We start from the raw sequence: 19,125 nt of genomic DNA, 5'->3' as shown, positions 1-19,125 counted from the left end.
CACGGCTGCGGTGGGCCCGGCCGAACCCGGTCGTGGGAGATTCGTCAGAAGGGAGCAAGGATGTTCAGACGCACTTCGTCCAACCGCCGACCCCTGCGTCTTGCGAGCGCGCTCGGCGTCGTGGTCTTGATGGCCACACTCTTCGGAGCCGGCACCGCGTCGCCCGCAGCGGCGCGAGGCGACGGTTCCGGTGAGGGGAAGCAGGAAAAACCCCGCATCGTCCTGATGAACGATCCAGAACTCGACGACCAGAACACCGTCATTCGGTATCTGCTGTACAGCAACGAGTTCGACACGGAGGGTCTGGTATACGCGAGCAGCGGAGTCCACTGGGCGGGCGACGGCAAGGGGACGAAGTGGTCGGTGCCCGGACGCGAGTACACGCGCTTCGGACTGAACCTCTGCCCGTGTGAATCATGGCGCTGGAAGCCCGGGGAGCGGTTCATCAACGATGCCGTCGACATCTACGCGAAGGTCTACCCCAACCTGAAGAAGCACGCCGACGGGTATCCCGCACCGAAGGACCTGCGCTCGAAGGTCCTCAACGGGAACATCGAGTTCGACGGCGACATCTCGAAGGACTCCGACGGGTCGAACCTCATCCGGCGCCTCCTCCTGGACAAGTCCAGCAAGCCCGTCTATCTGCTGACCGGCGCCGGGCAGTCGACGATCGCGCGTGCGCTGAAGTCCATCAAGGACGAGTACGCCGGGACGCCCGCATGGCCGGACGTGTACCGCAAGGTGTCCCACAAGGCCATCATCCAGTCGTTCGGTGACCAGGACGACATGTACGCCAAGTACATTCAGCCCAACTGGCCCGACGTGAGGTTCCGCCAGATGTCCACCAGCATCTGGGGCTACGGAGCGCGCTCTGCCGTCCTGCCGGGCGACGCGAAATACCTGTCCGCCGAATGGACCAAGGCCCATGTGTCCGACGTCGGCCCGCTCGGGGAGTTCTACCGGGTGTGGGGCGACGGACGTCAGATGGTGTCAGGTGACATCTTCGACTACTTCGGGTTCTCCGGCCTCACCACCGAACAGTTGAAGGCCATGGGCTATATCGTCTGGACACCCCCGCAGGCGAAGGGATCGTGGATCTCCGAAGGAGACACCTCCATCTACATGAATCTGATCCAGAACGGTCTCCGGGCAGACACCGACCCGAGTTGGGGCGGATGGGGCGGCCGGGCCGGTACGGACATCGGAGCGAACGGCAAGCCGTCGGCCGACTACGCGAGCGCCCGATGGTTCGGGGCGGCCCAGGAGGACTTCGCCGCACGCCTGAAGTGGACCGTCACGGACAAGTACCGCAACGCCAACCACGAGCCGACCGTCAACGTCCAGGGCAAGCTCGACCGTACGGCGAAGCCGGGGCAGAAGATCTCGCTGACCGCGAAGATCAGCGACCCCGACAAGAACAAGCTCACGGCCAAGTGGTGGCGGTACGCCGATGCCGACACCTATGACGGTTCGACGCCCGTGCGCATGACCGAGGCGCGCCACGGCGCCTTCTCCTCGGCGAACGTCACCGTTCCGGCGGACGCTCGGGCCGGTGAGAACCTGCACGTCATCCTGTCGGTGACCGATGACGGCGGCCTGACGTCCTATCAGCGAGTGGTCATCACCGTCGTGTGACCGCCCCCGAGGTACCGATTCCTTGTTGAGGAGGCCGGGACCCGCACCCATGGTTCGGGTCCTCCTTCTCAGCGCAGTTGCTCGGCCGGTCCGACGACGATGCCCTCCGGGCCGCGGACATAGCAGAGCAGATAGCTGTCCTCGAACCGGGCGATCTCGGCCGTCAGAACTGGGTTTCGCCGCCGTCGACGTACAGGTTGGCTCCGAGGATGAAGCTGCTCTGGTCGGAGGCGAGGAAGGCCACCACGTTGGCGACCTCGTCCGGGTGCCCGATGCGGCCGAGCGGGACGGCCGCGGCGAACTGTGACTTGGTGGCGGGCGTGTCCCCCGTGCTCACGACAGCGTCGAGCCCAGGAGTGTCGATGGTGCCGGGGGAGATCGCGTTGACCCGGATGTTCCGGTCCTTGAGCTCGTTGGCCCAGGTCCGGGCGAAGGACCGGATGGCCGCCTTGGACGCCGCATACGTGCCGAACGCCGCGACACCGTCACCGGCGCGGACCGAGGAGTTCAGGATCACCGATGCGCCGTCGTTGAGCAGTGGCAGCGCCTTCTGCACGGTGAACAGCGTGCCGCGTACGTTGACATCGAAGGTCTGGTCGAAGTGCTGCTCGGTGACCTGCTCCAGTGTCGCGAACGATGCGCTCGCCGCGTTCGCGAACACCACGTCCAGGCCCTGGCCCCGGGCGCGGACCGCGTCGTAGAGGCGATCCAGGTCGGTCAGGTTGGAGATGTCACCCACCACAGCGGTGGCCCTCGCCGGGCCGATGCGCTCCACGGCCGCGTCCAGCGCGGCCCTGCGCCGGCCGGTGATGAACACGTGCGCGCCCTCCGCTGCCAGCCGGACGGCGGTCGCCAGGCCGATCCCGGTGCTGCCGCCGGTGATGACGGCGGTCTTGCCTTCGAGCTGTTCCATGATGAATGGCCTCCTCACATTTCAGTACCGATCGGTACCGAAAAGGACCGTAGCACATCTGCACCGACCGGTGCGGAAGAGGTATGATCGGCGGCATGGAGACATCGCGGAAGGCACCGATCGGCCGGCCCAGAGGCTTCGACGCCGACGAGGCCCTTGAACGTGCCATGCGGGTCTTCTGGGAACAGGGCTATGAAGGCGCCAGCCTCACCGACCTGACCAGGGCCATGGGCATCACCCGCACCAGCATGTACGCGGCCTTCGGCAACAAGGAGGACCTGTTCCGCAAGGCCCTGGAGCGTTACACGGAGGGCCCCGCCTCGTACGGGGCCCGAGCCGTCCAGGAACCGACCGCCCGGCAGGTGGCCACCGCGTTCCTGGCCGGCTCCGTCCGGGCCACCACGCACCCCGGCTGCCCCACCGGGTGTCTGGGCGTCCAGGGCTCCCTCGCCGCCGGCGACCAGGGACGCAGCGCCCGCGACGCCCTCATCGTCTGGCGCAACGACGCCATTTCCCTTCTCCATGACCGGTTCCAGCAAGCCGTCGACGAAGGAGACCTGCCTCCCGGCACCGATCCCGGACTGCTCGCCCGCTACGTCATGACCGTGGCCAACGGCATCGCCGTCCAGGCCGCCAGCGGCGCCACACGTGACGACTTGCAGCAGGTGGCCGACATGGCCCTGCAGGGCTGGCCGCCCTCCTGACGGCCCGGCCCCGCTCGGTCCTTGTGTCCTCACCCCGCCACTGCGGACCGGTCGGCTGATCGGCGGGGTTGCGGACCGTCGAGCAGTGGCGGTCCTTCCTGGACGAGGAGGCGGAGGTCGCGGACGAGAAACGGATCACGGCTCTCGAAGAACGGCTCGGCACCCGGCTCCCGCCGAGCTACCGCGCGTTCCTGAGCGCATCGGACGGCTGGCTGATCATCGGTACGTTCGAGTACGACATGGGTACGACCGGCACCGTCGGCCGGCTCCACGAAAACGATCCCGCCCTGTGGGACATCATCAGGGACACCGAGTACCCGGGGAACGGCGACTTCTGGGGCCGCCTCCTGCTCGTGTCAGCCGAAGGCGATGCCCAGAACTGGCTGCTCGACTCCGGGGGCGTCGCGCAGGACGGCGAATGGGCCGCGTACCGCTGGACCAGCTCGTACCCGGGTCTGGTCGAGCGGTATGCGTCCTTCGCTGAACTCGTCGAGGCGGAACGCGAATCCTGCGAGGAACTTGAGGCCGACGAAGCCCGCGTCGTGCATCCCGAGGACGCCGAGTAACGTGTCGCCGAAGGCCGCGCCCATGCGTCGAGTCACGGATGGAACCGCCACCGGCCTTCGGAGATGACATCCACCTTGCCGTCCCTGACGCGAACGGCCGTCTCGTCGTCGATGAAGTAGATCGGGAAGTCCGCCCGCGCGGCGATGCGATCAGCCCAGGCGTCGTCCCGCTCGGGGAAATCCGGCGAGTACAGGTGGGGCTTGAGATACCAGTCGAAGAGGCCGAACGGCGGCTCCACGGTCGTCGCGCCGAGCACGTGGAGGTCCGCGGTGTCCCCGATGACGTCGGCGGAGTGTCCGGTGAGATGACGGCTGAAGATCATTGATCCGGCGCTGACCCCCACATAGACCCGGCTCTCCAGCGCCTCCAGGAAGCCGTCGGCCAGGCCGTTGCCGGTGATGCTGCGCGCGAGGTGGTAGTGGCTGCCGCCCTCGACATGGATGACGTCGGCGTGGAGCAGCCGGTCGAGCACCATCTGCCGGGGCAGGCCGTTCAGCTCCAGGACGTCGAACTCACGCCAGCCGAGGCCGTGCAGCCGGTTCATGTCCGCCACGAACCACCCGTGGTCCCCGGGCTCGGCGACTGACGCCGTGGGAACGTACACGACGTTCGCCGATCCGAACGGCTTCCCCAGCATGTCCCGCAGCGCGGCCCGCAGTGTCTCGTTGCGCAGACCGCTCGCAGTCAACAGAAAGTTCATCGGGCGAGCCAAACACAGCTGACGGACACGCGCAACGAACCCGGGACCCACCAGTACCCCCACGGCAGGGCCGCATCGGGAACAGGCGCTCGCACGCCGGTCCACGGCTGCCCCGCATGCCGCGCACCCGGTCGCCCGGGGGATGATGGCGACCGGGCGCGGTGGTGCGCCGCGCCGCACTCCGTCCGTGCCGCCGCCGGCGCGGCCGGCAGGGCGGCGGTGCGGTCGGGGAGGAAGCGTCGGAGGGGGTACCGCTGGTCATGCGGGTACGGAGGAGTGTTGTCAGCGCTGTCGCCTGTGTCCTGCTCGCCGGGGCCTCGATGTCCTGCACCGGTGGCTCCGCGCCCGCACCGGGACCGGTGGCGGACCTGCTCGACGGCCGGGACTGGGCCCACTTCGCCGGGGCGGAGCCGACGCGGTCAGGAGTGCGCATCACACGTCTCGACCGGCGCATCACCCGGCAGGACGGCAGCGGTGGGCAGCCGAATCCGCCGGTGAACCTGCGCGGTCCGCACCTTGTGTTCCAGGGCGGCGTCCGGGTCGAGGCGCGGCTGATACGGACCGACGGCACGGATGCCTACCTGCATCTGTACGGCGAGACTCCCGTGGTCTACGACGAGTGGCGTCACGAGCGGCGCGGTGTGCGGATCGGTGTGGTCGGCGGCCGGCTCCGGTTCGACCGCTGGGACGGAGACTCGGACCGGCCCGCCGTGACCCGTACCTTCGGCAGAGGTTTCGGGGACGACGTCCGCCTCGCCGTCGACGTACGGGGGGACAGGCTGGTGCTGGAGGCCGACGGGAACGTCGTGGGGACCGTCCCGGCCCGTGACGTCTTCCGTCATCGCCGTATCTGGTTCGGCGCGGATGCGGGCGACGGCGGCAGGGGCTGGACGCTCGGCGAGCTGCGCGCGATGCCGCTGGGCCGGGGACGGGTGTCCGTTCGGGACGCGCCCGCTCTGAAAGTACCCCGGTCCACCGATGCGTTGCGTGACCTGGCGGCGGGCCTCCGGCGTCCGATCCGCATGGGGACCGCCCTGGCCGCGGGCCCTTTGCTGACCGACGGCGCCTACCGCAGGACGGCGGGTGAGGAGTTCTCCATGCTCACGCCGGAGAACGATTTCAAGGCGCAGTTCGTCCAGCCGCGGCGAGGTGTGTTCGCCTTCGAGGAAGGCGACACCCTGGTGGACTTCGCCGACGCCAACGGGATGCGGGTGCACGCGCACACTCTCGTCTGGTTCGAGGCGCTGCCCTCGTGGATGCGCGCAGAGATGACGCACGAGGACCGCAGACGTGTCATGACGGAGCACATCCGGGCGGTCGCGGGCCACTTCCGGGGGAAGGTGGCGGAATGGGACGTGGTGAACGAGCCCATGTCCGACGAGGACGAGGACTACACCAACGGCAACCGCGGCGTGCGGCCGCACCTGTGGTTCGAGGCGATGGGCGAGCAGTACATGGACATCGCCTTCCGTACGGCCAAGGAGGCCGACCCGCACGCGGTGCTCTACCTCAACGAGTACGGGGTGGAGGAGGACGGGCCGCGCTGGGACGCCCTGTACGCGCTGCTGGTCCGGCTCAAGCAACGCGGCGTTCCGATCGACGGCGTCGGTTTCCAGAACCACGAGTACGCCGCCGAGGACCGTACCGACCCCGAAGTCTTCCGGCGCAAGGTCCGGGCGCTGGCCGGTCTCGGCCTGAAGGCCCGGGTCTCGGAGATGGACGTCCTCGTCGGCGAGGGCGAGGAGGACGTCCAGGCCCGCCAGTTCGCGGGGAAACTCGCCGTCTGCGCGGAGGAACCCAACTGCACCTCCTTCTCCACCTGGGGCTTCACCGACGGCTACGGTTCCACGGCCGACATACGGCACTATCCCCCGTCTCCGGGAGACGCCCTTCCCTGGGACGCGGCGTACGAGGCGAAATCCACGTACTGGGCCCTGCGCGACGTCCTCGGCCGCACTCGCCGCCGCCCGCCTCAAGCGCCTGACGGGCAAGGCGCTGTCGGCTGACCTGCTCGACCGTCCTGGCGGGGACGGCGACCGGGTCGATACCCGTGATCCTGGCCAGGGCGCTGCTGCCCGCCTGAAGGCGGACGCCGCGGCGTTGCGGCCGGCGCTCGCTCGTGCGGTGGGTCGGTCACGCGCGCAGCGCGTCGATCGCGGTGTCGATCGCGGCCAGGGCCGCGTCCTTGTCGATGCCCGCCCTGGATACGAGTGAGAGGCCCTGGACGACGAGAAGCAGCAGCTTGGCCTGGGCCTCGGGCTGGGCGTTGTCGGTGACTTCCCCAGCGGCCTGTCCACGACGGAGTGCATCGGTGACTATCTCGGTGAATCGACGGTACGACTGGGAGACGAGTTCCGTGGCTTCGCTGTCGCGGGGCACCAGCTCGACCGTTGTGTTGCCGACCAGGCAACCGTGTGGCGCGCCCACGTCAGAGGTCGCCTCGCCCGTGCCCAAGGGCAGCGTCAGGATCTCGCGAAGCGCCGGCAGGACCGGGCCGGTGCCGAGCGTGGCGAGCAGGCGCTGCTCGTACACCTCCCAGTAGAGCCTGACGGCCTCAAGGTAGAAGCGGCGCTTGTCCCCGAAGGTTCCGTAGAGGCTGCCGCGTTCCACGTTGAGGACGTCGACCATGTCCTGGATCGATGTCGCCCCGTACCCCTGGGACCAGAACAGCTCAAGTGCGCGCGCCAGCGTCTGGTCCTTGTCGAACTCGCGGGGGCGTCCGGTTCGTGCCACCCACGGGACGATACGACCTCTTGACCAGGCAATCAAGGCGGCGTACGTTCACACGTGCTACTTTTTGAACGCTCGCACAGAAGTCAGCGGCCAGCTATGTGACCGGAGCGACGGTGGCCGCATGAGCGAAGGCCGGCTGTCAGCCGCAGGTGCCCCGTGCTGACGGGGCCGGCCGGGAATGTCGCACCACATGCCGTGGCACCGGGTAAAGAGAGTGAGTTCATGGGACGCCTTGAAGGAAAGCACGCACTGATCACGGGCGGGACGAGCGGCATCGGTCTTGAGACTGCCCGTCAGTTCCTCGCCGAGGGGGCGAGTGTCGCGATCACCGGTCGCTCGCAGGAGCGGTTGGACGAAGCCGCCCGACAACTGGAGGGCCCGTTGCTGACGATCGCCAGCGACGCAGGCGACGTACCGGGCCAAGCAGTGCTCGCGTCGCGGCTGCAGGAGCAGTGGCCAAAGCTCGACATCCTGATGAGCAACGCCGCCGACGTCACCCATCTCCCGATCGAGGCATGGACCGAAGAGGCATTCGACAGACTCGTCGCCACCAACCTCAAAGCACCGTTCTTCCTGATCAAAGCCCTGCTGCCGCTGTTCTCGCAGCACACGTCGATCATCCTGGTGGGCTCGGTCTCCGCTTTCATCGGACACGAGAACGCGACGGTCTACGGTGCCGCCAAGGCGGGTCTGCTGTCCTATGCCCGCGGGCTGACCTATGAGTTGAAGGACCGGGGTATCAGGATCAACGGGCTGAGCCCGGGCCCCACCGTCACCAATGCGCTCAAGCCGCTGGGTGCCGAGCGTCAAGCCGCCGTCTACGAGGAGATTCGGCAGACCGTGCCCCTCCATCGTTTGGGGACCGCCACCGAGCTGGCAAAGGCAGCCGTCTATCTCGCCTCGGACGAGTCCGCCTTCACCGTCGGCACCGTGCTGCGTGTCGATGGCGGAATCGGGGAACTCGCCTACTGAGTCCAGCTTTCGTGGGGCCCGTCAGCGGGCTACGGGCACCACGAAAGCAGGTGCAGGCGCCCGATCCGGCTACGGGTGCTGGGGGCCGTGCCGCGGCTGTGTCATCCGCCGCACGGCTCGTGGTAGGAGTGGATCCGGCCCACCGCCTGTTGCCATCGGGTCCGGCTGAGCGGTTGCGGGCTGAGGGAACACAGATAGCGGTAGGCGTCCTTGGCGTTGTACTCGGTGAGCGTGACGCCGGGTCCACCACCGGGCATGGAGTCTCGCGTCATGGCGAGGGTGTGGCCGTCGGGGCTGAACTCACCCGCGTGTGCATAGGGATCCGGCAGCGTGCCCTTGTCCGAGGGATGCGTGGGGTCTTTGACGTCCCAGAGGTGTTCCTGCCCGCCGAAGAGCGTCTGGTCGGCCAGGGTGTGACGGTCAGGGCTGAGGGAGAAGCCCGCCATCTCACCGTCTGCGTTGGTGACCACTCCGACCCGCTCCGGGTTCGTGCCGGTCTCGCCGATGTCCCACAAGGTGATCCTGGAGTCGTTCTGGGTTGCCACGGCGAGGGTGTGCTCGTCGATGAAGCCCGCGCTCTGCACCTTGGCCGCGATTCCGCCGGCGCCGATTCTCCTTATGTGCCGGGGATCTTTGAGGTTCCACATGGTCAGAGGGCCCTCGAAGTCCCACATCACCAGCAGATGCGTCGCGTTGTTGTGTGCGAGGCCGGCGATGTAGTGCGGCTGGTCGAAGCGGTACAGGCGCTTCGGATCGGCGCCGCCCCCGACCTGCCACAAGCCGGCCCCGAAGTTGTCCCAGACCAGCAGTGTCGTGTCGTTCAGCAGGTGCGAGAGGACCTCGGAATAGGGGCCCTTGCTGTGCACCGGGACCTTTCCGATGGGCCGGGGCCGAGCTGGATCGCCGATGTCGAAGACGGATACGGTCGGCTGGCCGGTGGCGCTCACCGCCAGCATCCGTCCGTCGTTGGAGACCGTTGCCATGCCGGTCGCCGTGAGGTCCGACAGGTGCCTGGGGTGTCGGGGGTTCCGCATGTCCCACAGGGCGATCTTGGTTGGGCTCTGGGTGATCACACTTCTTCCGTCGCCGATGAAGTCGACCTTGTCCCATTGCCGGGGGAAGGTGTAGGCGATCGTGGGGTGGTGCGGGTCCGTGACGTCCCATACACGTGCCGGCTCCTGTTGCTCGCTGTCCGCGGAGAGGGCGAGCAACCGGCCGTCGTCGCTGAACCCGCTGCCGGGCACATTCGTGCCGTCGGCCGCGAGGGATCCGTGCAGTACGGGGCTCGCCGAACTCCACACGCCCAGTGAGCCCTTCTCGCCTCCGCTGGCGAAGGTGGAACCGTCCGGACCGCAGGCGACCGCGTAGACCGGCTGTGTTGTGGGGTAACTGTTGAAGACATGGATACTCAGGGTGTCCGGGGGACCGGTGTCCCTCTTCGCCTCCCACTGCTGGATCGTCCCGGTCGCGTCGGCGGCAAGGAACGTTCTGCCGTCCGGCTTGAAGCAGATCGACAGGATGTCGCTGTGGCCGCCCTCCGAGGACTGATCCACGTCCTCGGCGACGGGGTGGTCGATCGCGGTGGTGTCCCACACCGTCATGGCGCCCAGCGATCCGCCTGCGGCGAGCTGTGTGCCCTGCGGGTTGAAGGCCAGACTCCAGACGGAGTCGGCCTTCAGGGCGGCAGCGGGTTTCTCGGCAGCCCGGCCGTGGTCGTCGATGTTCCACAGCGTGACCCTGCCGGTGCCCCGGCCGGCACCGGTCGCCGCCGTGCCGACGGCCAGGGTGCTGCCGTCGGGCGCGAAGGCCACGGCATGCACGTCCGGGGCACCGACCGTGAGGTGCGGGAGCGGTGCCAGGTGGCCGACTGAGCGTGTGTTCCACAGGTGGACGACTCCGTGCGCGTCGGCCACGGCGAGCACCGAGCCCTCCGGGTTGAAGGCGATGTCCGGGGGGAGTGCCGCGGGGCTCGACCGGTGCGCTCTGGAGACGGGATGGGCGGGATCGGCCACGTCCCACAGGGTCAGGGACCGCTCCGTCTGCACGGCGAGCATGTGTCCGCCGGGCTGGTAGGCGATGGCCGCGAGCCCGTCGGTGGGCAGGACGCCGCGGGCGACCGGCCGGTCGGGGTGGGAGACGTCCCACAGCCGTACCGTCCGGTCCTTGGCGGAGGCGGCGAGGGTGCGGCCGTCACCGCTGTAGGCGATGTTGAACACCCGGTCGGTGGGACCGGTCAGAAGGACGGGGGCCGTGGTCACATACGAGTGCAGCACGCTGGCGCCGGCCTCGGCGGTGGGAGAGATGTCGTAGGCGGCCAGGCTCAGCCCGAGTGCCGTCGCCGGTTCGCCGTCGCGCAGTGAGTCGGCGAGCAGAGCGAGTTGCCGGGAGGCGATGGTGTCCGCCCGGTCGGCCGCCAGTCTGCTCTGCCGCACCGCGATCAGGCCGCTGAGCAGCGCGGCCACCAGTACCCCGACACTGACCACGGCCGAGGACCGCCGCAGCCGGTGACTGCGCACACTCCGCTTCAAAAAGCGCTGTTCGGCGGGGGTGAGCACGGCGCGGTGGCCGGCGTCGGCGAACCACTCGCGGGCCGTGGCCAGGCGTGCGCCGCTGTACAGGACCCCACGGTCATGGGTGCTGTGCCACTCGCGAGCCGCGTCGGCGAGCTGACGGTGGATCCGCAACCCGTCCCGGTCCTCGTCGATCCACTTCCGCAGGCGAGGCCACCAGCGCAACAGGGCCTCGTGAGCGATCTGGGCGGTGTGCCGGTCGAGGGTGATCAGCCGGGCGTCCGCCAGCGCGTCAAGAGCTGTAGAGACATGGGCCGCCTCGGCATCGGTGCGTCCCTCGGTGAGCTCGGCCAGGTCGACTCGCCGCCGGGTGTCCTCGAATTCCTCACTGACGTGCACCATGCGCAGGATCAGCTGCCGTGCCGCCTCGCGCGCACCGGGATCGAGCCCTTCGTAGACGTCGTCGGCCTTGTTGGTGACCGCGTGCCACACGCCGCCGCTGTCTTCGTACTGCTGGATGAGCAGATCGCGCCCCTCGCTGTGTGCCCAGGTCTGCTGCAGGGCGTACGAGAGCAGAGGCAGGAAGCCGGACTCGGTGGACTCCTCCTGCTGCTTCGCGCCGACGCGCAGGTCACGCAGTACGAGACCGCTCAGGCCCTCCTCCATGCGACAGCCGGCCACGGCCGCGGGCAGCTCGATGGCATGCCGCAGTTGTTCAGGGGTCATCGGCGCCACCGGCACCTGATACTCACGGAAGGTCGGGACCAGTTCCGGATAGGCCAGGCAGCGGCTGTAGAAGTCGGCCCGGACGGCGACCACGACCAGCGCCGCCGCGGGCCAGGGCCCGTCCCGTCTGCCGATCGAGCACAGTGCCTCGACGAAGGCGCGTCGTTCGGTTTCGTCGGTGCACTGGGTGAACAGCTCCTCGAACTGGTCGACCAGGACCAGAAGCCGTCCCTCGTCCGCGTCTTTGCGGCCGAGTGCCTGCCTGATCACAGCGGACAGCCGTCCCGGGGATGCGCGCAGCTCCGCGGTGAGCGCCTTGTCGGACGTCCCGGCGCTCTGCGCGAACCGTCTGCCCAAGGTGTCCAGCGGACGGTCCCCGGGCGTCAGCGACAGACACGGCCAGGTCTTCGATCCGCGCACCCGCAGCTCTCCGCGCCCGATCGCCGGCAGGAGCCCGGCGTGCAGCAGCGAGGACTTGCCTGAGCCGGACGGTCCGACGACCGCGACCGGTCCTCCCTTGTCGGACCACTCCGACATTTTCCGCAGCACGTCGCCGACCAGGTGCTCGCGACCGAAGTAGTACGCGGCGTCGTCGGCACCGAACGAGCGCAGACCCAGGTACGGGCACGGCGGTTCGGGCCCCTCCTGCCTCGTTTCCGGCGCCCGCCGCACCCGGGCCGGGCCTGCCGCGGGATTGTCCGCCAGCACCAGCTCGCCCCCGCGGTCGCTGAGGTGCTGGTGCGGCTCCGGCAGTCCTTGCGCCGGCAGGGCGCGCCGCAGATGCCGGTACGCGTCCTCGACGGTCAGATCCGGCGGTCCGACGGGGTCGCCCTCACGCAGAAAGGACAGCAACGCGCCGGTGAAGGCCGTGTACCGCGCGCCGGCCGGGGCCAGCGCCTGCTCATCGGCGGACGCCGAGGTCAGTACGTACGTCCCGCCCAGGGAGGCGAGTTCGAAGGCGTGGGCGGCCGCGGTGCCGAACGCGCCCTTGGCGCGCCCGGCGAAGCAGCAGTCGAGCACCACCACGACCGAGGGGGCCCGGCAGTCGCTCAGGGCCTCGCGCACCGCCTGGTACGGCAGGGCGTTGAACGTCAGCCCGGCCACCGGATCGTCGGTCGCCCGCGTGGCCAGGTACAGCTCGTTACCGGAGCTGACGAGACCGTGGCCCACGTAGTACACGAGCAGCACGTCGGCCGCCTCCGCGGCGACGTCCCGCAACGCGGTGCCCACGACGCGCGGATCCTCGGGGTCGGTGAGGGACCGCAGGTGTTCCGGCCGCAGACCGCACCGTTCCACCAGGATCCGGCTCAGCTCGCGCACCGTCTCCTCGACGGCCGGCACGTCGGGAAGCGTCGAACCCGGCAGATGACGGCCCGAGCCCACGATCAGCGCCCGTGATCCCTGCGAACTCAGCGCCGTGGGCCGGTGCGGGAGACCGGACGGCGTCATCAGCCATCCGCCTCGCCGGGGCGAGCGGCGAGATCCCGCGCCAGGCGGTCAGCAGTCTCCCGCAGTTCCTGCGCCGTCTGGGGCAGGACCAGGGTCGAACTGACCACCACCGTGGAACCGTCCGCCCTGGTGATCTTCACTTCCATCGGACCCGCTCGCCGCTTCAGCCATGTCACCGCGACCGTCGCGAACCCCGTGAAGGCACCTACGTTGCCGAGGGCGACCATCAGGACGTCCAGACCGGCGCCCAGCGTGCCCTCCGGCGGTGGGCCGGACACCAGCCGTACCCGCCCCCGCAGTGATTCCTCGGCCACGAGCCACTGCCGCAACGAACGCAGCTCGTCGGCGGAACGCTCTCCCGTGACTTCCACCCGTACGTCCACACGCACATGGTTGCAGCAACTCCGTGGCCGGTAAAAGGACTTAGCACGGTCTTTGACCTTGCGGGTCATGCGCCGGGCCGACCCGGGGATGCTCCGCAGGGCGCGGCCTCAGCCCTGGCGGCCGGCGGCGGTGAGGGTGCCTTCGACGAGGTCGCGCAGTTGGGCGCGGGAGGTGATGCCCAGCCTGGGGAAGCTGCGGTAGAGGTGGGAGCTGACCGTGCGCGGGGAGAGGAACAGCCTCTCGCCGATCTCACGGTTGGTCAGGCCGCGGGCGGCGAGCAGGATGATCTGCTGTTGCTGCGGGGAGAGTTCGGCGAGCGCGTCGGGGGTGGAGTCCGTGACGTCGAGGCCGGCGGCGCGTGCTTCGGCCCGGGCGCGCTCGATCCACGGGCGGGCGGCCAGCCGCCGGAAGGTCTCAAGGGCCTCGGTGAGCGGCGCCCGCGCCTCGGCGATGCGGCGCCGGCGCCGCAGCCACTCGGCGAGGTCCAGCAGAGTCTGGGCGCGTTCGAAGGGCCAGTGCGCAAGCACGGGGTCGGCCAGGGCCGCCCGGAAGTGCGGCTCGGCGTCCTCGGGGTCGGCCAGCAGGCCGCGGGCGCGTCCGATCAACGCGCGCAGGCGGGGCGAGGCGCCCGAGGCGAGGTTCCGTGCGCAACGCTCGACGATCACGGCGGCGTCCTCGCGGCGCCCGCAGCGCACCGCGGCGGCGGCCAGATCCGCGAGGGCCGGATACGAGGCGTGGTAGTGCACGGGCGCGCCGTCCGGCGTGAAGACCGCGCGGAGTTGGTCGTACGACGCCTCGTGCGCGCCTTCCGCGAGGGCGGCGGCGCCGAGCGCACGACGGGCGTAGACGGCTACCGATCGGCTCTCCAGCGGGTCGATCAGGGCGAGCGCGTCCGCGGCCCGGGCGCGGGCCGTGGTCGCGTCCCCCTGGTAGGCGAGCACGGTGGCGTCCACCGCGGCCGCACAGGCCACGGCGTGGTCGAGGCCGGCCGTGGATCCGAGCGCGCTGCTGCGGGCGCAGGCTTCCCGGGCGCGCCCCCAACGTCCTTGTTCCACATAGCTCCAGGCGGCCGCGCCGCCGAATCCGTCCGGCAGCGGCCCGCGCATGCCCCAGCGGTCGAAGGCCTCGTCGAAGGCGCGGACGGCCTGCGGGGTCTCGTCCAGCAGCCAGGCCATGACCGCGAACGCGGTGAGCCGTTCGGGGCGTCGGCGCGCTTCGGCGGCGACCTGCGGGAGCAGGCGGAGAAGTCCGCTCCTGTCGTCGAACGGGTCGGACACGGCCCGCACCCAGGTGCGCAGCCATGCGTCGGACGCGTCGTCGGGAAGGCGTTGCAGGGCTCTGTGGATGCGGTGCCGTTGGGCGGCATCTCCGCAGTAGAAGCGGACGACGGCGGCGCCGGCCAGGAGGTCCATCGCGGTGTCGGGCCGCGCGGGCGTCAACTCCTCGGCGGCGTCGGCCAGTCGGGAGAAGACCACGGTGTGCCGCACGGTCAGTGCCGCCAGTCGTCCGACCTGGGCCCGGGCATCGGCCAGGAGCGAGGCGTCGTCGGTACGCGCGCCTGCCGCGGCGGCCAGTTCCTCGACCCAGGCGAGGTCACCGGTGAGTGCGGCCTGCGCGGCGGCGTCGACCAGCAGCCGGGCACTGTCCTCGGAGCGCGGTGCCAGGTCCGCGGCGCGTTGCAGGGCCCTCGCCGCCGCCGCGTGGCCGCCGCGGCGCCGGGCCCGGCCGGCGGTCAGCTCCAGCTCCGCCGCCACGGCCGGATCCGGGCGCGTGGCCGCCGCGGCGATGTGCCAGGCCCGCCGGTCCGGCTCGTCGCGCAACAGCCCGGCGAGCGCGAGGTGCGCCTCGCGCCGGGCGTCGGCGGGCGCGGCGTGATACACGGCGGACCGCACCAGCGGATGGCTGAACCGTAGGCCCTGCCCGGTCCGCCGGATGAGCCCGGCCCGCTCGGCCGGCGGCCACGCCTCGTTCTCGGCGTTCGGCAGCACGGCCGGCACGGCGATCGTGGAGTCGGCGGTGCCCATGGCGGCGAGCAGCAGCAGGGCCCGCGTGGTCGAGGCCGGCAGGCGGTCCAGGCGGGCCGCGAAGATCTGCTCCAGGTGATCGGTGAGGGGCAGCGGCCCCGCGGACGGCTGCCCCGTGGCCGCCTCGCGGCCGGTGGCCGCCCTGGTCAGTTCGGTCAGCGCCAGCGGGTTGCCGGCGGCCTCGTCGAGGATCCGTATCCTCGTCCGGCCGGTCGGCTGCTGTGGCAGCAGGTCCAGCAGCCGGCCGGCCGCCGCGTCGCCGAGCGGTTCCAGGGTGAGCGTCGGCACCTGCCGGCCGAACCCCGGCAGATGATCGCCGGCGCGGGCCGCGATCAGCATGGTGACCGGCTCACCCGCCAACCGCCGGGCGGCGAAGGACAGCGCGTCCAGGGACGCACGGTCGAACCACTGCGCGTCGTCCAGCACCACGACCACAGCTCCTCGGTCCCCGAGGGCCGAGAGCACACTCAGCACGGCGACACCGATCAGCATGAGGTCGGCTTCCGCCGGAACCGGCCCCGCACCGAAGGCACCGAGCAGCGCCGCGCGTTGTCGCTCGGGCAGCCCCTCCACCTCGGCCGACACCGGCCGCAGCACCTGGTGCAGGGCGGAGAACGCCAGGCTCGACTCCGACTCACTGCCCTCGGCGCGCAGCACGCGCGCGCCGCTCGCCTCGGCCCGCCGCACCGCCCGGTCCAGCAGCGCGCTCTTTCCCATGCCCACATCGCCGACAAGCAGCAGAACCCGGTCGGGCAACGCCCCGTCCACCGTCTGAAAGAGACGTGCCAGTTCCGCGTCCCGGCCGACGACCGGCCTTTCACCGTCCGGCTCCGGTCCCGTGACCGCACGGGGCTCGCCTGCGTGCTCGTCCACGGAGTCTCCAGGAATCGTGGCTCGCCGAGCGGAGCCGCCTTGCCTTGCCGTCCCCAGGCTACAAGCGGCCGCACCCCACGCCCGGGCGGTGCGCCCAGGTGCAGTCACGTTACGGATACCCCGCGCACGGGGGCCGCTCCTAGCGTTTCAGGACAGCCTCCGAATTCCTGAGGAATCCCATGGAACAGATCACACTCGGCAATGTCACCATCACCCGGGTCCGGGAATATTACGGTGCTGTCGACATGACGCCCGACACCTTCTTCCCGGAAAGCTCTCAGGAAATCTGGGAAGCAGGCGCTCCCTGGCTGACCCCGCATTTCCTGGATGTCGAGAGCAATATCGTGAATTCCGCGATCCAGACCTGGCTGCTGCGCAGCGAGGGCAGGAACATCCTCGTCGACACCGGTGTCGGCAATCACAAGGAGGGCCCTTACGCGCCGGTCTGGAGCCATCTGGAAACGGACTTCCTGGCCAATCTCGCGCGGGCCGGCGTGCGGCCCGAGGACGTGGACCTCGTGATCAACACGCATCTCCACGTCGATCACGTCGGATGGAACACGTATCTCGACGGGCGGCACTGGGTTCCCACGTTTCCCAACGCCACGTATCTGATGCCGAAGGACGACTTCGACTTCTGGAACCCGGCCAACGGTCACGAGCCGCTGCTCGGCCGCGGCAACCAGAACGTCTTCGAGGACAGCGTGGCCCCGGTGCACCAGGCCGGCCTGACCCTGCTGTGGGAGAACAGCCACCAGATCGACGCCGACCTGCGTCTGGAGGCGGCTCCGGGACACACTCCCGGCTCCTCCGTGCTGACCCTCACCTCCGGGACGGACCGCGCGGTGTTCGTCGGCGACATGCTGCACAGCCCGGTGCAGATCCTCGAACCGGACGCCAACAGCTGCTTCTGCGAGGACCCCGCGGGCGCCCGCGCCACCCGCCGCAGGGTGCTGGGCTGGGCGGCCGACAACAAGGCACTCGTGATGCCCGCGCACCTGGGCGGCCACGGCGCCGCCGAAGTCGTACGCGAGGGCGACGGCTTCGCCATCAAGGGCTGGGCCCCCTTCACCCCGTACACCGAGCAGGGCTGACGCCCGCGGAAAGGCAGCACCGTGAACCACCACCCCGAGCCCGTCGTGACCACCGCGCAGGGCACCGTCCGCGGCCTGCGCCAGGACGACGGCACCGCCGCCTACTTGAACATTCCCTACGCCGCCCCGCCCCGCGGCGCCGGCCGGTTCGCCGCGCCCCGGCCGCACGAGGCCTGGGACGGCGTACGGGACGCCACCGCACCGGGCCCCACCGCACCCCAGTCCGAACGCCAGCTCGGCAGCGTGGACATGTCCCCCTACTTCGGCACCGGCTGGAGCCGCGGGGAGGACTACCTCACCGTCAACGTCTTCACGCCCGCGGACGCGAACGGCAACCTGCCCGTCATGGTGTTCGTCCACGGCGGCGGATTCGTCGCCGGATCGACACGCTCCGCCCTCTACGACGGCTCCGCCTTCGCCCGCGACGGCGTCGTCCTCGTCACCCTCAACTACCGGCTCGGCATCGCCGGGTTCCTCGACCTTCCCGGAGCACCCGCCAACCGTGGCCTGCTCGACGTCGTCGCCGCCCTGCGCTGGGTCCGCGAGAACATCGCGGCCTTCGGCGGCTCCCCGCACAACGTCACCCTGTTCGGCCAGTCGGCCGGGGCGACCATCGTCGGCGGCGTCCTCGCCACCCCCGAAGCCACCGGCCTCTTCCGCCGGGCGATCGTCCAAAGCGGCAGCGGGCTGGGGGCGTTCACGACCGGACAGGCCGCCCGCGTCACCCAGGCCGCCGCCGACGTGCTGGGCGTCGAGCCCCATGCCGACGCCTTCGCGGACATCCCCGACGAGCGCCTGGTCGAGGCCGCCGCGCAGCTCGCGGGCATCGACCTGCGGACCGCGACACACCACGACCCGCTGCTCGCTCTCAGCCCCTTCTGCCTGGTCCTGGACACCCAGCCCGCCGACTCCGTCGCGGCCGGCTCCGGCGCCGGCATCGACCTGCTCATCGGCACCAACACGGAGGAGGGAAACCTCTACCTGGTCCCCGTGGACCAGTACGCCAACTCGACCGCCGCGGACGTCGACGACACGGCGGCTCGCTCACACCCGGACCCGGCGCGGCTCGTCGAGACGTACCGCAAGAGCCGCCCGGAGGCGTCCTACGGCGAGCTGCGCTCCGCCATCCTGGGCGATGCGCTGTTCGGCGCGGGCAGCCGGGCCCTGGCCGGCGCGCACGCCGCCCACACCCAATCCGCCACCTTCGCCTACGAGTTCGCCTGGCGCTCGACGGCGCTGAACGGAGAACTCGGCGCCACCCACGCAGTGGAACTCCCGTTCGTCTTCGACCTCGCGCAGCTTCCCGAGTTGCGGGGTGCCGGCGCCCTGCTCGGCCCCGACAAGCCGCCCGCCCAGCTCGCGACCCGCATGCACGAGACCTGGATCCGCTTCGCCACCACCGGCAACCCCGGCTGGGACCCGTACAACACCGAGCGCCGCGCCACGATGCGCATCGACACCGAGTGGACACAGGTCGACGACCCCCGACGCCAGGAACGACAGTCCTGGATGTGACCGATGCACACGCTCCGCACACCTTCTTGGAGGACACACCGTGACCAGAACCGTCATCACCACCGAGCACGCACCCGCCCTGCCGGCCCCGCTGTCCCAAGGCATCCGCAAGGGCCCCGTCCTACAGGTCTCCGGGCAGCTCCCGCTCGACCCGGACACCGGCGACGTCGTCGGCACCACGGTCGCCGAGCAGACCACACAGACCCTGCGCAACGTCACCGCCGGACTCAAGGCGGGCGGCGCGGGCCCGGCGGACGTCGTGATGCTCCGCGTCCACCTCACCGATCCCGCCCACCTGGCCGCGGCACCGCCCTGACCCGTGACGA

Annotated in this window: 14 protein-coding genes and 1 pseudogene; 8 read left to right on the top strand and 7 right to left on the bottom strand. The window is 70.2% G+C overall.

The features are described 5' to 3' along the window. Window positions 1-225: 225 nt before the first annotated feature. The gene (locus ACIRFL_RS20465; RefSeq protein WP_404030195.1) at window positions 226-1,635 is read left to right on the top strand and encodes a nucleoside hydrolase-like domain-containing protein; all 1,410 of its coding nucleotides are present in this window, start codon (window positions 226-228) and stop codon (window positions 1,633-1,635) included. 68 nt (window positions 1,636-1,703) lie between these two features. Here ACIRFL_RS20465 and ACIRFL_RS20460 read toward each other — a convergent pair. Both ACIRFL_RS20460 and ACIRFL_RS20455 read right to left on the bottom strand, forming a co-directional pair. Continuing rightward, window positions 1,704-1,802, bottom strand: a pseudogene (locus ACIRFL_RS20460) (VOC family protein); the annotation flags it as partial. Next, window positions 1,799-2,548, bottom strand: a complete 750-nt coding sequence (locus ACIRFL_RS20455) for an SDR family NAD(P)-dependent oxidoreductase (RefSeq protein WP_404030194.1) — start codon at window positions 2,546-2,548, stop codon at window positions 1,799-1,801. The gene ACIRFL_RS20455 and the pseudogene ACIRFL_RS20460, both read right to left, overlap by 4 nt. Before the next feature lie 95 nt (window positions 2,549-2,643). Between ACIRFL_RS20455 and ACIRFL_RS20450 the strand changes: the two genes are divergently transcribed. Next, the gene (locus ACIRFL_RS20450) at window positions 2,644-3,252 is read left to right on the top strand and encodes a TetR/AcrR family transcriptional regulator (protein ID WP_404030192.1); all 609 of its coding nucleotides are present in this window, start codon (window positions 2,644-2,646) and stop codon (window positions 3,250-3,252) included. Window positions 3,253-3,320: 68 nt separating this feature from the next. After that, window positions 3,321-3,818 carry an SMI1/KNR4 family protein gene (locus ACIRFL_RS20445; protein ID WP_404030190.1) on the top strand — a complete coding sequence of 166 codons (498 nt, stop codon included), beginning with the start codon at window positions 3,321-3,323 and terminating at the stop codon, window positions 3,816-3,818. A 32-nt stretch (window positions 3,819-3,850) separates the two neighbouring features. Here the strand turns inward: ACIRFL_RS20445 and ACIRFL_RS20440 are convergent, their stop codons facing one another. After that, window positions 3,851-4,519: a Type 1 glutamine amidotransferase-like domain-containing protein gene (locus ACIRFL_RS20440; RefSeq protein WP_404030189.1), complete on the bottom strand. Its 669-nt coding sequence runs from the start codon at window positions 4,517-4,519 to the stop codon at window positions 3,851-3,853. Window positions 4,520-4,779: 260 nt separating this feature from the next. On the opposite strand from ACIRFL_RS20440, the gene ACIRFL_RS20435 reads away from it, so the two are divergent. Beyond that, on the top strand, window positions 4,780-6,525 hold the full coding sequence (locus ACIRFL_RS20435) for an endo-1,4-beta-xylanase (RefSeq protein WP_404030188.1): 1,746 nt from the start codon (window positions 4,780-4,782) through the stop codon (window positions 6,523-6,525). Window positions 6,526-6,652: 127 nt separating this feature from the next. Here the strand turns inward: ACIRFL_RS20435 and ACIRFL_RS20430 are convergent, their stop codons facing one another. Next, entirely contained in the window at window positions 6,653-7,252 is a 600-nt protein-coding gene (locus ACIRFL_RS20430; protein ID WP_404030187.1) for a TetR/AcrR family transcriptional regulator, read from the bottom strand. A gap of 222 nt (window positions 7,253-7,474) precedes the next feature. Here ACIRFL_RS20430 and ACIRFL_RS20425 point away from each other — a divergent pair, with 222 nt between their 5' ends. After that, window positions 7,475-8,224, top strand: coding sequence for an SDR family oxidoreductase (locus ACIRFL_RS20425; protein WP_404030186.1), 750 nt, complete (start codon window positions 7,475-7,477; stop codon window positions 8,222-8,224). 101 nt (window positions 8,225-8,325) lie between these two features. Here the strand turns inward: ACIRFL_RS20425 and ACIRFL_RS20420 are convergent, their stop codons facing one another. The 3 genes from ACIRFL_RS20420 to ACIRFL_RS20410 all read right to left on the bottom strand — a co-directional run bounded on the left by ACIRFL_RS20420 (window position 8,326) and on the right by ACIRFL_RS20410 (window position 16,190). Further along, window positions 8,326-12,909 carry a caspase family protein gene (locus ACIRFL_RS20420; protein WP_404030184.1) on the bottom strand — a complete coding sequence of 1,528 codons (4,584 nt, stop codon included), beginning with the start codon at window positions 12,907-12,909 and terminating at the stop codon, window positions 8,326-8,328. Then, window positions 12,909-13,292, bottom strand: a complete 384-nt coding sequence (locus tag ACIRFL_RS20415) for a hypothetical protein (protein ID WP_404030183.1) — start codon at window positions 13,290-13,292, stop codon at window positions 12,909-12,911. Before ACIRFL_RS20415 ends, ACIRFL_RS20420 begins: the two co-directional genes overlap by 1 nt. A gap of 108 nt (window positions 13,293-13,400) precedes the next feature. Continuing rightward, complete coding sequence (locus ACIRFL_RS20410; RefSeq protein WP_404030181.1) at window positions 13,401-16,190, bottom strand: helix-turn-helix transcriptional regulator; 2,790 nt, start codon at window positions 16,188-16,190, stop codon at window positions 13,401-13,403. Window positions 16,191-16,369: 179 nt separating this feature from the next. On the opposite strand from ACIRFL_RS20410, the gene ACIRFL_RS20405 reads away from it, so the two are divergent. From ACIRFL_RS20405 to ACIRFL_RS20395, 3 genes are read left to right on the top strand one after another with little or no spacing between them, the layout of a single operon-like run. Further along, window positions 16,370-17,284 (top strand): MBL fold metallo-hydrolase, encoded by a 915-nt coding sequence (locus ACIRFL_RS20405; protein ID WP_404030179.1) that lies wholly within the window; start codon window positions 16,370-16,372, stop codon window positions 17,282-17,284. 21 nt (window positions 17,285-17,305) lie between these two features. Continuing rightward, window positions 17,306-18,799: a carboxylesterase/lipase family protein gene (locus ACIRFL_RS20400; RefSeq protein WP_404030178.1), complete on the top strand. Its 1,494-nt coding sequence runs from the start codon at window positions 17,306-17,308 to the stop codon at window positions 18,797-18,799. Between the two features lie 40 nt (window positions 18,800-18,839). Next, window positions 18,840-19,115 carry a RidA family protein gene (locus tag ACIRFL_RS20395; RefSeq protein ID WP_404030176.1) on the top strand — a complete coding sequence of 92 codons (276 nt, stop codon included), beginning with the start codon at window positions 18,840-18,842 and terminating at the stop codon, window positions 19,113-19,115. Window positions 19,116-19,125: the final 10 nt, after the last annotated feature.

It is taken from the genome of Streptomyces sp. NPDC102462, from assembly GCF_044765425.1.
In the GTDB taxonomy this organism is placed as follows: domain Bacteria; phylum Actinomycetota; class Actinomycetes; order Streptomycetales; family Streptomycetaceae; genus Streptomyces.
Note: the sequence above shows the minus strand (reverse complement) of the source record. Positions and strands in the feature narration are given on the sequence as shown.